The following is a 13,387-nucleotide window of genomic DNA, read 5'->3' as shown; positions in this document are numbered from 1 at the left end:
GGCGGTCTCCTTAGCGATCGGATGTAGCACGGGCCCCGCGCCGACCGCTAGAACCAGGCGCGGAGGCCGATGACGAAGCTGGTGGCGGCGGCATCCTCCCCCCGCGCACGGGCGATATCGGCGGTGCGGCCGATCCGGGCGCGGTGCGTTATGCCGATATAAGGCGCAAACTCGCGGCGGATTTCATAACGCAGCCGCAGGTCGACGTCCGCCTCGCTGAGGCCCGCGCCGATGCCGCTCGCCGCGATATCCTGCGCCGCAAGGTTCAGCTCGATACGCGGTTGCAGGATCAGCCGCTGGGTAATCCGCTGGTCATAACTCGCCGCCACACGCCCCAGCAGGTCGCCGCCGGTGGACAGAAAGCCATGCGCCTCGATTTCGAACCAGTAAGGCGCGAGGCCCTCCACGCCGACCGCGGCATAGGTGCGCCCCGCCGGTTCGAAATCCTGCCGCACCCCCGCCTGCACGTTGAAATAGGGGTCGATCGCGCGGCTGTAGAGCGCCTGTGCCTCGGCATCCTCCACCCGCTCGCCGAAATCGCCTTCGCCCTCGGTCTTGACGACCAGGCGGTTGATATCGCCGCCGAACCAGCCTTCGCCTTCCCAGCGATAGCCTTCGCGGCCGTTGCGGACCTGCATTTCGGCGATGTCGACCATGATCTGGCTGAGCATCATGCCGCCATGTTCGCGGCGGATGGCGGCGCGTACCGGGGCCATCGCCGCCCTGCCCCATATGCGGTCGGCATAGTCCGCCCGTTCGATCACGGGCGCGGGCGCATTGCCGGGGGGCAGGGCAGTGCCGCTGGCGGCGGGATCGATGGCCGGATCGGCGGGCGGCGCGGGCGTCGGAGTGCAATGGCCCATCGCCGCATGTTCGGGCGGGCAGTCTGCCGACGACACGGCCGGTGCCGATGCCGGTGCGCCATGCCCGGCGTGGGCCTGCGCAAACGCCATGGCCATCGCCATCGTGGCCAGTGCCGCCGCCGTCATGCCGCCGCGTCGCGCGGGCGCACGCTCACCACCTGCATCATGCCCGCATGCATGTGAAAGAGCATGTGGCAGTGGAACGCCCAGTCGCCCAGCGCGTCGGCCGTCAGGTCGAACGTCACGGTGCCGCCGGGCTGCACGTTCACCGTGTGCTTGCGCGGGGCATGGTCGCCATGGCCGGTGACCAGCTCGAAATAATGGCCGTGCAGATGAATGGGATGCGTCATCATCGTGTCGTTGACGAGGCGCACCCGCACCCGCTCCCCTTCCAGGAACGGGATCGGCGCGCTGATCTCCGAAAACTTCCGCCCGTCGAACGCCCACATATAGCGTTCCATATTGCCGGTCAGATGCAGTTCCATCTGCCGCTCCGGCGCGCGGACATCGGGGTTGCGCTCCAGCGCCACCAGATCGCGATAGACGAGGACGCGGTGATCGACATCACTTAAGCCCTGCCCCGGTTCGCCCGTCCGATCGACCGGCATGGGTGAGATCGTCTGGACGGTCGGCGTCTTGGCCACGGTATCGGGCACGTTGGCGAAATCGCGCATGCTGTGCTGCATTATGCTGCCGCCATGGCCCATCGCGGCATGATCGACTGGGGTGGCGGCATCGGGCAAAGGCATCGTCGCGCCGGGGGTGCAATGGCCCATCGCCGCATGTTCGGGCGGACAGGCGGGATCGTTGACCGGCGCGGAAGCGGGCGCGCCATGGTCCATATCGCCCATGCCCATGTCCTTCATCGTCGCCAGCGGACGCGGGCGAAGCGGCGGCACGGGGGCGATCATCCCCGCGCGCGGGCTGAGCATCGCTACGGCCATGCCCGACCGGTCCACGCTTTCGGCGACCAGCGCATAGGCGCGTTCGTCCGCCGGTTCGACGATCGCATCATAGGTTTCGGCAACCGCAATCTGAAACTCGTCTACCGGCACCGGCCGCACCGGCAGGCCGTCCGCCGCGACGATCGTGATTTTTAGGCCCGGTATCCGCACGTTGAATGTCGTCATGGCAGAGGCGTTGATGATCCGCAGCCGCACCCGTTCTCCGGGCGTGAACAGCGCCGTCCAGCTATCGCGTGGGCCATGGCCGTTGACCAGATAGGTGTAGGTCGATGCGGTCACATCGGCGACATCGGCCGGATCCATCCGCATCGCGCCCCAAGCCGCGCGTTCGCCCGCGCTTTGCCCTTCGCCACGCAACTGATCGGCCAACGCCTGCTTCTGATAGTTGAAATAGCCGCCCATCTGCTTGAGCTTGCGGAAGATCAGGTGCGGGTGCATCGGGCTGTGGTCGGACAGCAGGATGACATGTTCGCGGTCGAACGCGACCGGATCGGCACCCGCCGGGTCGATGACGATCGGGCCGTAATGCCCCATCTGCTCCTGCAATCCCGAATGGCTGTGATACCAGTAGGTGCCGGCCTGCCGCAGGGGAAATGTGTAGGTGAAGGTCGATCGCGGGGCGATGCCGGGAAAGCTGATGCCGGGGACCCCATCCATGTGGAACGGCAGCAGCAGGCCGTGCCAGTGGATCGATGTGTCCTCCTCCAGCCGGTTTTCGACGTGCAGGCGCACGGTCTGCCCCTCGCGCAGGCGAATGAGCGGGCCGGGTGCCGTGCCGTTGATGCCGATGCCGTGGCTCGTCCGGCCATCGATCGTGCGCATCACATGATCGACGGTCAGACGGATGTCGTCGCCCGATACGCTCGGATAGTCGCGGACAAGCCCTGCGCTGACGGGTTGCGCCCATGTAGGCACGGATGTGGCAAGCGCAAACGCCGCGCTGCTGCCCACAGCGCCCCGCAACAGGGTGCGCCGGTCGATCTTTCCATCCATGCTCGATCCGTCCGGGCACTGCATTGGCAGCAGATAGGGATGGCGGGCCGCCGCGTCCAGCCCGGCAACGCTACAATCGCGCGAGTTCCCCGCTGGCACGGGCATGACGGCCATAGACCATCTCGAACAGCGGGCTGGCCATCATCGTCGTCACGATCGCCATCAGCACCAGCATCGAAAACAGCGTCGGCCCGATAATCCCCTTCTGCAGGCCGATGTTGATGATGATGAGTTCCATCAGGCCGCGCGCATTCATCAGCGCACCGATACCCATTGCCGTGCGATTGTCCTCGCCCGAAAGCCGCGCTGCGGCATAGCATGCACCGCCCTTCGCCAGGATCGACGCGACAAGAATCCCCAGCGCGATCAGAAGCAACGGCCCGCTGTTGACCAGGCTCAATTGCGTGTTCAACCCTGAATAGGTGAAGAACATCGGCAACAGCAGCACGACCGCCAGCGGCTCCACTTTCTCCTTCAGTTGCTGCGCGAACAGGCCGCGCGGCATCACCACCCCCAGAATGAAGCCGCCGAAGATCGCATGAATGCCGATCGCGTCCATCAGGAAGGCCGACAGGCAGAACAGGCCGATGGTAATGGCCAGCACGGTCATGCTCATCGTCCCCGCGCGCTCGACCATATGACCCAGCGGTGCGAGCAACCGCCGCCCCAGGGTCATGATGAACGCCGCGTAGAGCAGCGCCCCGCCAATCGCGACGATCGCTACCCCCGGCCCGCCGCCGAAGGTCGCCAGCACGATCGCCAGGATGCACCAGGACACGGCATCATCGAACGCCCCTGCGGTCAGCGACAATGTGCCGAGCGCGGAATGGCTCAGCCCCCGTTCGTTGATGATGCGCGCGAGCATCGGAAAGGCGGTCAGCGCGATACATGCGCCCAAGAACAGCGTCGCATTGGCCGTCGATATGCCCGGCGCAAACAGTCCGGGCACTGTCAGCAGCATCGGCGTCAGCATGATGGCGATGAGGAACGGCGCAACGATTCCGGCAGCGGACACGGCGACCGCACTGCGCGCCTTCGCCGCGAAATGATCGAGCTGCAAGGTGGTGCCGACCAGAAACATGTAAAGCCCGACGCCCAGCTGCGCGCCGACATACAGCACGTTGCGGGTATCCTTCGGGAACAGCGCCGCCTGAAACTCGGGAAAGGCGAGGCCGAGCAGCGAAGGGCCAAGGATGACACCCGCAATCATTTCCCCCACCACTTGCGGCTGCGCCAGCAGGCGTTTGCCCAGCCAGCCGACCAGGCGGCACAACAGCACGATGATGCCGATCTGGATGAAAAAATGGATGCTATAGTCGGCCGGCGCAAAGGTGGTGGCCCTGGCCGCCGCCGCCGGGCCGTGCGCGCCCATGAGATCCCCCAAGGTCGCGATCGCGCTGTCGATCATAGGCTTGTCCCCCGCCGCAGTCAGGTCGAATGCCGGACGATAAGCTTGGGCGGCATTACGAAGGACGCGCAATCCTCCCCGCCGATCCGCCGGAACAGCAGATCGACCAGCGCGTCGGCCCCCGCCGTCAGTTCCTGCCGGATGGTCGACAGGCGCGGCAGAGTCTGCCGGGCGATCGGCAGGTCGTCATAGCCGATGACACGGATGTCGTCAGGCGCATGCAGGCTCAGCGAAACCATCGCCCGCAATGCGCTGGAGGCAATCACGTCGGACGCGGCGACGATCCCGTCGATGCCATCCTTGCCCTGCTCGCCCAGAAAGCGGACGATGTCGGCATGGCTGGTATCGGCTACCAGATGCGTCGGGAACAGCTGAAGCGCATGCGACAGGCCCGCCGCTGCCATCGCCGCGCGGCATCCCTCCAGCCGCTGCGCGATTTCCCGCGCCCGGGGATCACCGAAAAACGCGATCCGTCGGGCACCCCGTGCAATCAGATGCGCGGTTGCGATTTCGCCGCCCAGCCGGTTGTCGGACCCGACCGAACAGTGCACCTGCCCCTCGACATGCCCGCCCCAGACGACGAGCGGACGATATCGGGCCGCGACAGCATCCAGGGTGGCCGCCTGGTCGGACTGGCCGATGATGATGAGACCATCGACACGGCCGGAGCTGGCCATGCGCGAGAGCCATTGCGGATCGGACGGAATGATGCGCGACAAAAGCAGGTCATAGCCACGCTCGGTCAGGCTGTCGGCCAGCAGGCCCAGCATCGTCATGAAAAAGGGATCGGAGATATGCTGCCCGGTTTCATGCCCCAGCGGAATGACCACGCCGATCGCACCGGTACGCTGGGTCCGCAAATTGCGGGCGACGGCATTGGGGCGAAAATCATGCTCGCGCGCGATCGCCTGTATCCGCTCGCGCGTTTTCGCACTGATGAGCGGCGAATCCGCCAGCGCCCGCGACACCGTACCCGGCGAAACGCCTGCCATCACGGCAAGGTCTGATATGTTCCGGATCGTGCCCACGCGTTCGCTCTCCTGCCTCCGTCACGCCCTCGAATAGCAGTGGCTTTTGCACAGTTTGCAGGATTTGCACAGCGTTTTGCATACAGAGCGAGTACCGCTTCAAGACATTGACAAACGATTGCAACGGCCTGCGTTCACCTATCCAGTTCGCGGTCCCGCACGCGCAGCACCGCCAGCGCCGCACACAGCATCAACACGCCCGCCATCGTCAGCACGTTGCGCGGATCGCCCGCCATCAGGCTGTTGTAGTAGAGCGGCAGGGTCGCCGCGTTGAGCAGCATGGGAATGACGATCATCATGTTGAAAATGCCCATGTATACGCCAGTACGCGCAGGCGGGATGCAGCTTGCGAGCATGACATAGGGGTTGCCCATGATGCTCGCCCAGCCCAGCCCGATACCGACTGCGGGCAGGAACAGCATCCATTTGTGCTCGACGTGCGGCAACGCCATCATGCCGAAACCGGCGAGCACCAGGCAGATCGCATGCATCCGCTTTGCGCCCAGTCGCCGGACCAGCGGGACCATGGCAAAGGCGGCGACGAACGCGACGAGATTGTAAAAGGCTGCCATTTCGCCATTGGTCAGCACCGCCGCGCGAAAGGCGGACGAGGTGGCGTCCCGCGTTTCATAGACCGATCGTCCGATCGCATAGATGACATAAGACCAGTAACTTGCCATCGCATACCATTGGAACAGGCTCATCAGCGCCAGTTTCCGCATCGGCACAGGCATGTCGCGAATAGCGTCGAATATCTCGCGGAATGTCGCGCCCGCGCTGCGCGGTGCCGCAGCGATGCTGGCGCGCTCCTGCGGCGTCAGGGGCAGTTCGGGCACCCGGAACACCGACCACAGGATGGTCGAGAGCGAAAGCACAGCGCCCATCGTGAACACGATATGCGTGGTGTAGGGAATATTGTGCGCGTCCACCGCATCGCGATCGACGCCCAGCACACCGACAAGCAGCGAAGGTGTCAGGAAAGCGAGCATTTGCGCCAGGCCGGTAAAGGCGCTTTGCGTCAGAAAGCCGGTCTGGTGCTGGTTCTTGTCGAGCCGGTCGCTCACATAGGCGCGATAGGGTTCCATCGTGATATTGTTGCCTGCATCGAGAATCCATAGCAGGCTGGCGGCCATCAGGATGCTGGACGACAGCGGCATGAACAGCAGCCCGGCACTGCACATGATAGCACCGATGATGAAATAGGGTGTCCGCCGCCCCCAGCGGCTGAGCGTCCGGTCGCTCAACGCGCCGACGATCGGCTGGACGATCAGGCCCGTCATGGGTCCGGCCAGTTGCAGCAGCGGCAGCGACGCCTCGTCCGCCCCCAGATAGCTATAGATCGGCGCCATATTGCCTTGCTGCAATCCGAAACTGAATTGCAGGCCCAGGAAGCCCAGGTTCATCTGGATGATGCGCCCCAGTGACAGGATCGGCTTGCTCGCGGCCTTCGACATCACATACTCCCCTTTTTGCGGCCAGTTGCCTGTACGCGTCGCGTCACGGCACCGATCCTGCCTTGTCCCGCAATCAATGATTCCGGGTGCATCGTCTCGCGCACTATGTCGCAATGTGCAAACGATTGCAAATATCCCTTGCGCTGCGACGTCGGCTTCTGATAGATCATCGGCAAGTCAGAAAAAACGACAGCGCGGGAGAGCGCGATGACCGCTGGATTTGCTGCCTCCCCTGCTCCGTCTGCCAGTCTGGCTTATGAATATCGGCGTGACGAAAGACAATGACGGGCCTGGGAAAAATCGACACACCGGGGCACTGCACGGCCACGGCCTGCGCCGGTTTTTCCGTGATGACCTGTACCTGCCTTTCCCGCGTCGAGTGGCCCGGCCGATCGCGCAAGCATCGCCGGGCCTAATCATTTGACGAGTTGGACGGGAAAGCATGACGGCAAGCAGATGGACCCGCGAGGCAGTCGCAGCACTCGCGCATGGGCACGACAGCCCCGAAATGCCCCTGATCGCGCCGGATAGCCTTTCGTCCATCCTGCCTGGATATGACTGCTGGGATCACTGGCCCGTGCAGGAGGAGGACGGGCGCACGGCGGAGATCGCGGGCGGCATTCTGATGCTTCTGCTCACCGCGCCGATCATGGGCGACCCGGAGGCACGCCATGGCCATGCCCGCATCCGGGTCATGCATGTCCGGGACGATCAGTGGACAGACCTTGGCAATCTGCTCCCGGAAGGCTTTTCGCCGGGTAGCCGCGAATGGGCGGGCTCCGCCTTCGTCTCGGCCGGTCATGATACGATCACGCTGTACTTCACCGCCGCAGGCGCACGCGACGAGGCCATCGAAAGCTTCACGCAACGCCTGTTCGAAACACGGGCGCCCCTCTCGACGGAGGAAGGCATGATCCACATCGGCACGTGGACGACACCGCGCGAATGCGTCGTCCCGGATGGGCATGTCTATGTGAATGATTTCAGCCATGGCGGCGTCGGCACGATCAAGGCGTTTCGCGATCCCTTCTGGTTCCGCGATCCGGCCGACGATGTCGAATATCTGCTATTCACCGCGTCTCTCGCGCAATCGACCTCCGCCTACAATGGGGCGATCGGCAAGGCGCTGCGGGGACCGGCCGGCAACTGGCGGCTGGATGGCCCGCTCATCGATGCCGATGGTGTCAATAACGAGCTGGAACGGCCGCATATCGTGCTGCACGGTGGCCTTTATTATTGCTTCTGGTCGACCCAGCGCAAGGTTTTCGATCCCGATGGCCCGGTCGGCCCGACAGGCCTCTACGGCATGGTCGCCGACAGGATGGCCGGTCCCTGGCGTCCGGTGAACGGAACCGGGCTGGTGCTCGCCAATCCCTTGGCGGCACCCTTTCAAACATTCAGTTGGCTGGTGCTCGACGATCTTTCGGTGCTATCGTTCGTCGACATGCCCGGTCTTCTCTGCCTGCCCGATGATCCCGCCATCGCCCGTGCCCATTTCGGCGGCACGCCTGCTCCGCGCTGTCGCCTGCGGCTGGAAGGCGACCGGAGCATGCTGGCGTGAGGCTCGACGATTCGCCTTTGCTCGCCGGGATAGAATTGGGCGGCACCAAGGCGATCGTGACGCTCGCCCGTGACCGGCACATTATCGACCAGGCGCGCTGGCCAACGACAACACCCGCGCAAACTCTGGCGGAAATGGGCGACCATCTGCTGGCATGGCACCGTCGCGATCCGGTCGCGGCGATCGGCATCGCCAGCTTCGGCCCGCTCCATCTCGACCCGCAGGATCCCGCCTTCGGCCACATTGGCCGCACGCCCAAACCGGGCTGGACGCATGCCGATGTCCGCGGCCATTTCGCGGCGTTGCTGCCCGGCCTGCCCGTCGGGATCGACACCGACGTCGCGGGCGCTGCCCTCGCCGAAGGACGCTGGGGCGCGGCGCAGGATTGCGCGGTCCATATCTACATTACCATCGGTACGGGTGTCGGGATCGGCGTCGTGGTTGACAGCAAGCCGGTGCATGGCCGCATTCATCCGGAGGCCGGGCATCTGCGCATCCGCCGCGTTGCGGGTGACGCCTTTGCAGGCGTCTGCCCATTCCATGGCGACTGTATCGAGGGGCTGGTGAGCGGTCCCGCGCTTGCCGCGCGCGCGGGTGGCGATCCGGCGGTGCTGCCCGCCGACCATCCGCTATGGGACAATGTCGCGGCGGACATTGGCGAAATGCTCGCCATCCTCATCCTCACGCTCTCGCCGCAGCGGATCGTGATTGGCGGCGGCGTCGGCCTGGGCCAACAGGGCCTGCTGGCCCGCGCACGCGCGCGCTGTGCGGACTCGCTGGCAGGCTATCTCGTCGATCATGCGGCGAGCGACATGGAAACACTTATCGTGCCTGCCGCGCTCGGCAATGACGCCGGGCCATTGGGTGCGATCCTCATCGCGCAGCAGGCCCTGGGCGACGCGCGTTGACGGCTCTGCCGGTCAGGCGGGTCAGACCGGCCAGACAAGCATAATCAGCGGCACGCCCACGATGATGACGAGCAGCGAGAGAGGCGCGCCCAGCCGGGCATAATCGCCGAAGCGATAGCCGCCCGGTCCCATCACCAGCGTATTGCACTGATGCCCGATCGGCGAGAGGAAATCGCATCCCGCGCCGACCGCAACAGCCATCAGAAACGCCTCCGGGCGCAGACCGATGTCGCTGGCAAAGGTCGCGGCGATCGGTGCCATGACCAGCACGGTCGCGGCATTGTTCAGAAACGGCGTCACCGCCATCGCCGCCACCAGAATGAGCGCGACCGCCCCCCAGGGCGGCAGGACGACGGCAGTGCTCGAAAGCCACCCTGCGATCAGGTCGGTACCACCGGTCGTCTGCAAGGCTTCGCTGACCGGGATCAATGCGCCGAGCATGATAAGGATGGGCCATTCGACATGGTCATAGGCGTCGCGCAACGGCAGCGCGCCGGTCAGCATCATCAGCGCGGCCGCGCCGAAAAAGGCCATGGCGACCGGCACCAGCCCCATCGCCGTCAGTGCCATTGCGCCGCCCAATATGGCGACCGGTGTAAGGCCGTGCCGCACGCTGCCCAGCCGCATTGTCCGTTCCGCCAGCGGCAGGCACCCCAGTTCGCGCAATTGCACCGGCAGGAGGTCGAGCGGACCTTGCAGCACGATGACATCGCCCGCCAGCAGCCGTGTTTCGCTCAGCCCCTCGATCCGCCGCTCGCCGGCCCGCGACAATGCGAGCAGGTTCACGCCATAGCGGCTGTGCAGACGCAGACGCTGCGCCGATCGCCCGACCAGCAGCGATTCGCCGGAAATGACGGCTTCGATCACGCCGATATCGCCGGACCGCGTCTGCGTGACGGCGGCACGATCCTGCCCGGCCAGGGTCAGTCCCTGCCGCGCGATCGCGGCTTCCAGCGCATCGGGATCGCCTTTCATCACCAGCAGGTCACCCGCCTCGATCTGGGCGGTATCGATGGCGATCTTCGCCTGTGTCGTGCCGCGCAGAATGGCGGATATCTCCACGCTGTCCTCCGTGCGTTCCCGAAAGGCGGCTGCGTCCAGCCCGACCAGCGGCGAATCCTCCCGAACCTCCGCCTCGGTCATGTAATCGGTGATGTCGAGCGCCTCGCCCATCGTCGGCGCCGCCCGCCGGTCGCGCGGCATCAGTCGATAGCCGAAGCGCAGAAAGACGATGCCGGTGATCGCCAGCCCCAGCCCGACCGGCGCATAATCGAACATGCCGAACGGTTCGCCGGTGATATCCTCGCGCACCCGCGACACGATGATGTTGGGCGACGTCCCGACCAGCGTTATCAGGCCGCCGAGCAGCGATCCGAACGCCATCGGCATGAGGAACACCGATGGCGAGGCATCCGACTTTTTCGCCATCTTGAGCGCGGCGGGGATCAGCATCGCCAGCGCGCCGATATTCTTCACCAGCGCCGAAAGAAATGTGACGGAGGTGACGAGGATCATCAGTTGCCAGCGGATGCGCTTCACGCGGCTCGAGAGTTTGCCGAGCAGCAGTTCGACGATGCCCGACCGTTCGACCGCGGCACTCACCACCAGCGCACTGGCAACGATGATGACGATATCGTCGCTGAACCCGGAAAAGGCGTCTTTGACGGGCACCGTTCCAGCCACGACCGATGCCAGCAACGCAAGGATCGCGACCAGATCATAGCGCAGCCTGCCCCAGAGAAAGAGGCCCATCATCGCGGCAAGAATGGCGAAGGCCAGGATTTGCGGCAGCGGCATATGGTCCCCCGGGAAACAACGTCACAGCCTAACGCACACACAGCCCCTAGGGCTGCAACGATTGCGACGGCAATGCATTTTCCCTAGAAATCGAGGGCTTGTCACCGCGGCGCCACGGGCGATCGACGATGCAATGGTGCCCGGGGACGGATTCGAACCGCCGACACTGCGATTTTCAATCGCATGCTCTACCAACTGAGCTACCCGGGCAGGGACGCGGGAGCGGCAGGCTCCGGCGATTGGGAGCGATGCCTATAAGCGTCGCCGCATGGGGCTGTCTAGCCCCTAATCATCGTCTTTTCGATCGGGCACATCGGCAGGCGGGCCGGGCACACGATAGTCTTCGCCCAGCCATTTCAGCAGATCGCGGTCACGGCAACCCCGACTGCAAAAGGGCTTGAACAGCGGGTCGGTCGGCGCGCGGCAGACGGGGCAAAGGGCGGTCCGGGGCATGTCAGGGCTCCAAATATCCGGCGGCAAGGGTCAGCGCCGGATCGGCCCGCACCTCTACGGCCCCGCCGCGTCGTGCCGCAAGCCGCTGCGTCCAGTCGGGCATGCGGTAGAGCAGGTCGGCGATGGCGGGCCCCGCGACGATCGTGACCGCGCCACCCGTACCGTGCCGCTCCGCCTGGCGCAGCAGCGCCATCGCCGCCGTCCGCACCGGATCGGCGCGCAGCACTTCCATCAGGGATGCCCGCTCGCGCCGTCGGATGATCTGGACAAAGCCAAAGCCGTTGACGGCCGTCCGCTCGAAGGGCAGCGGCAGATATTTGTCGATCTGCGCGGCGGCGATCATGCGCTCGTCCTTGTTGTTCATCGTCGGCAGGTCGATGCCGATCGAACCGCACAGACCCATGCGGCGGATCGCCAGCGCCGCCAGCTTCGCGCCTTTCGGGCCAAGCTGCGCCGGCGGCAGGCTGCCATCCACGTCGATCAGGACCATCGCAGGCGTTGGAAATATGCGCAGCGCCGCATCCTCGCGCCCCACCTCGCCACGCGCCGCTTCGTCCAGCAATTCGCTCCAGCCATGCGCTTCCAGCCGGTCTTCTTCATGCGCGGGACAAGGGATGACGGGCAGGCCGGTCGCGCGCAGCCGCTGCAACAGGCTGGGTCCGGGCGCGGCCTTGCTGCCCGGCGCGGCGATGCGGCCCTTGGCGAGCTTGAGCCGCCCTTCCTCGGGGATCGCGGCACGGAGGATATCGACCAGCAGCTGACTGCCTTCGGCAACCTTGGGCGGAATCGGCTCGATCAGAACCTCCTCGCCACTGTCCAGCCGCACGATACCGCGTTTCTTCGGGATCACGGTGCGGACCAGCTTGCCAGGCGCGCATGCCCCGGCGAGCACAGCACTGCCCTCACGCTCGATCTGCGCCTCGACGATAACGCCTTTCTCGATCAGCGCGGCGCGGCATTCGCCGATGCCCTCCTCGTACAGCCACTCAGCCATGGCACACCCTATGCACAGGGCCATTATGCACAGGGCCATTATGCACAGGGCCATTATGCACAGGGATAGCCCGCTGCGACCAGCAACGCCCGTGTTTCATACAGCGGCAGGCCGACCACGCCCGAATGGCTGCCGGACAACGCCCGTATCAGGCCCGCGGCACGCCCCTGGATCGCATAGCCGCCGGCCTTCCCGTGCCATTCGCCCGACGCCAGATAGGCGGCGATCTCATCCTCATGCAGCCGCTTGAACGTCACGATGCTGATCGACAGCCGATGGCGCGCCACACCATCCGCCCCGATCAGCGCGACGGCGCTCAGCACGCGATGCCGCCGCCCGGACAGCAGAGTCAGGCAGTGGCGGGCCTGCGCCGCGCTTTCGGCTTTGGGCAATATGCGCCGCCCCGCCGCCACGACGGTATCGCCCGAAAGGATCAGGCTGCCGGGATGGCGCGGGGCAACCGCCTGCGCCTTTTCCAGCGCCATGCGCGCCGCATAAGGTTCAGGAATCTCGGTACGACCGGGCGTCTCGTCGATATCCGCAGGGTCGATAGTGTCGGGCACGACCAGGATTTGCCGCAGCAGATCCAGCCGACGCGGAGATGCGGAGGCCAGCACCAGCCGTTGCGCACGATCGCCCGGCACAGCGTCCGCCGCAGCGGCTCCGGTCATTTGAAGCGGTAGGTAATCCGACCCTTGGTCAGATCATAAGGTGTCAGTTCGACCAGCACTTCGTCGCCGACCAGCACGCGGATGCGGTTCTTGCGCATCTTGCCCGCGGTATGGCCCAATATCTCGTGGTCATTTTCCAGCTTCACGCGGAACATCGCGTTGGGGAGCAACTCCACAACCGATCCGCGCATTTCAAGCAGTTCTTCTTTCGCCATAATATCCCGATAAACCCAAAAAGTCGCGCCGCCATAGCGCCAAAGAGTGCAAATGAAAAGCTGTGCGGTTGGCGGAC

General features: G+C 65.1%; 13 protein-coding genes and 1 tRNA gene. 3 read left to right on the top strand and 11 right to left on the bottom strand.

The annotated features are described in order from the left end of the window. Positions 1 to 47: 47 nt before the first annotated feature. The 5 genes from ENE74_RS07535 to ENE74_RS07515 form a co-directional block, all read right to left on the bottom strand. Positions 48 to 989, bottom strand: a complete 942-nt coding sequence (locus ENE74_RS07535) for a copper resistance protein B (RefSeq protein WP_127690260.1) — start codon at positions 987 to 989, stop codon at positions 48 to 50. After that, on the bottom strand, positions 986 to 2,821 hold the full coding sequence (locus tag ENE74_RS07530) for a copper resistance system multicopper oxidase (protein WP_127690605.1): 1,836 nt from the start codon (positions 2,819 to 2,821) through the stop codon (positions 986 to 988). Before ENE74_RS07530 ends, ENE74_RS07535 begins: the two co-directional genes overlap by 4 nt. A 70-nt stretch (positions 2,822 to 2,891) precedes the next feature. Then, on the bottom strand, positions 2,892 to 4,229 hold the full coding sequence (locus ENE74_RS07525; RefSeq protein ID WP_127690259.1) for a cation:proton antiporter: 1,338 nt from the start codon (positions 4,227 to 4,229) through the stop codon (positions 2,892 to 2,894). A 20-nt stretch (positions 4,230 to 4,249) separates the two neighbouring features. Then, positions 4,250 to 5,257: a LacI family DNA-binding transcriptional regulator gene (locus ENE74_RS07520; protein WP_241241881.1), complete on the bottom strand. Its 1,008-nt coding sequence runs from the start codon at positions 5,255 to 5,257 to the stop codon at positions 4,250 to 4,252. Between the two features lie 134 nt (positions 5,258 to 5,391). After that, the gene (locus ENE74_RS07515) at positions 5,392 to 6,711 is read right to left on the bottom strand and encodes an MFS transporter (protein ID WP_241241880.1); all 1,320 of its coding nucleotides are present in this window, start codon (positions 6,709 to 6,711) and stop codon (positions 5,392 to 5,394) included. A 256-nt stretch (positions 6,712 to 6,967) separates the two neighbouring features. Between ENE74_RS07515 and ENE74_RS18200 the strand changes: the two genes are divergently transcribed. From ENE74_RS18200 to ENE74_RS07505, 3 genes are read left to right on the top strand one after another with little or no spacing between them, the layout of a single operon-like run. Next, entirely contained in the window at positions 6,968 to 7,135 is a 168-nt protein-coding gene (locus ENE74_RS18200; protein ID WP_164847405.1) for a hypothetical protein, read from the top strand. Positions 7,136 to 7,153: 18 nt separating this feature from the next. After that, a complete protein-coding gene (locus tag ENE74_RS07510) occupies positions 7,154 to 8,272 on the top strand; it encodes a glycoside hydrolase family 68 protein (RefSeq protein ID WP_127690258.1) in 1,119 nt (372 codons plus the stop codon). Then, on the top strand, positions 8,269 to 9,180 hold the full coding sequence (locus tag ENE74_RS07505; protein WP_127690257.1) for an ROK family protein: 912 nt from the start codon (positions 8,269 to 8,271) through the stop codon (positions 9,178 to 9,180). Before ENE74_RS07510 ends, ENE74_RS07505 begins: the two co-directional genes overlap by 4 nt. A gap of 21 nt (positions 9,181 to 9,201) precedes the next feature. Here the strand turns inward: ENE74_RS07505 and ENE74_RS07500 are convergent, their stop codons facing one another. From ENE74_RS07500 to infA, 6 genes are all read right to left on the bottom strand, one after another. Then, on the bottom strand, positions 9,202 to 10,977 hold the full coding sequence (locus tag ENE74_RS07500) for an SLC13 family permease (RefSeq protein WP_127690256.1): 1,776 nt from the start codon (positions 10,975 to 10,977) through the stop codon (positions 9,202 to 9,204). Between the two features lie 134 nt (positions 10,978 to 11,111). Continuing rightward, positions 11,112 to 11,187: transfer RNA gene (locus ENE74_RS07495), tRNA-Phe, on the bottom strand. A 75-nt stretch (positions 11,188 to 11,262) separates the two neighbouring features. Beyond that, a complete protein-coding gene (locus tag ENE74_RS07490) occupies positions 11,263 to 11,430 on the bottom strand; it encodes a DNA gyrase inhibitor YacG (RefSeq protein ID WP_127690255.1) in 168 nt (55 codons plus the stop codon). A 1-nt stretch (position 11,431) separates the two neighbouring features. Then, on the bottom strand, positions 11,432 to 12,424 hold the full coding sequence (locus tag ENE74_RS07485; RefSeq protein ID WP_127690254.1) for a ribonuclease: 993 nt from the start codon (positions 12,422 to 12,424) through the stop codon (positions 11,432 to 11,434). A gap of 53 nt (positions 12,425 to 12,477) precedes the next feature. After that, complete coding sequence (locus tag ENE74_RS07480; protein ID WP_127690253.1) at positions 12,478 to 13,095, bottom strand: Maf family protein; 618 nt, start codon at positions 13,093 to 13,095, stop codon at positions 12,478 to 12,480. Continuing rightward, the gene (gene infA / locus ENE74_RS07475; RefSeq protein ID WP_037524582.1) at positions 13,092 to 13,310 is read right to left on the bottom strand and encodes a translation initiation factor IF-1; all 219 of its coding nucleotides are present in this window, start codon (positions 13,308 to 13,310) and stop codon (positions 13,092 to 13,094) included. The genes ENE74_RS07480 and infA overlap by 4 nt, the downstream gene beginning before the upstream one ends. Positions 13,311 to 13,387: the final 77 nt, after the last annotated feature.

This window comes from Sphingobium algorifonticola (genome assembly GCF_004005485.1).
GTDB lineage: Bacteria > Pseudomonadota > Alphaproteobacteria > Sphingomonadales > Sphingomonadaceae > Sphingobium > Sphingobium algorifonticola.
The sequence above is the reverse complement of the archived record's forward strand: the minus strand, read 5'-3'. Positions and strand labels throughout refer to the sequence as shown.

Coding starts and splice junctions, on each gene's coding strand:
- ENE74_RS07515 (WP_241241880.1), bottom strand. CDS start 6,711: ATGTCGAAGGCCGCGAGCAAGCCGATCCTGTCACTGGGGCGCATCATC.
- ENE74_RS07500 (WP_127690256.1), bottom strand. CDS start 10,977: ATGCCGCTGCCGCAAATCCTGGCCTTCGCCATTCTTGCCGCGATGATG.
- ENE74_RS07525 (WP_127690259.1), bottom strand. CDS start 4,229: ATGATCGACAGCGCGATCGCGACCTTGGGGGATCTCATGGGCGCGCAC.
- ENE74_RS07510 (WP_127690258.1), top strand. CDS start 7,154: ATGACGGCAAGCAGATGGACCCGCGAGGCAGTCGCAGCACTCGCGCAT.
- infA (WP_037524582.1), bottom strand. CDS start 13,310: ATGGCGAAAGAAGAACTGCTTGAAATGCGCGGATCGGTTGTGGAGTTG.
- ENE74_RS07530 (WP_127690605.1), bottom strand. CDS start 2,821: ATGGATGGAAAGATCGACCGGCGCACCCTGTTGCGGGGCGCTGTGGGC.
- ENE74_RS07490 (WP_127690255.1), bottom strand. CDS start 11,430: ATGCCCCGGACCGCCCTTTGCCCCGTCTGCCGCGCGCCGACCGACCCG.
- ENE74_RS07485 (WP_127690254.1), bottom strand. CDS start 12,424: ATGGCTGAGTGGCTGTACGAGGAGGGCATCGGCGAATGCCGCGCCGCG.
- ENE74_RS18200 (WP_164847405.1), top strand. CDS start 6,968: ATGAATATCGGCGTGACGAAAGACAATGACGGGCCTGGGAAAAATCGA.
- ENE74_RS07535 (WP_127690260.1), bottom strand. CDS start 989: ATGACGGCGGCGGCACTGGCCACGATGGCGATGGCCATGGCGTTTGCG.
- ENE74_RS07480 (WP_127690253.1), bottom strand. CDS start 13,095: ATGACCGGAGCCGCTGCGGCGGACGCTGTGCCGGGCGATCGTGCGCAA.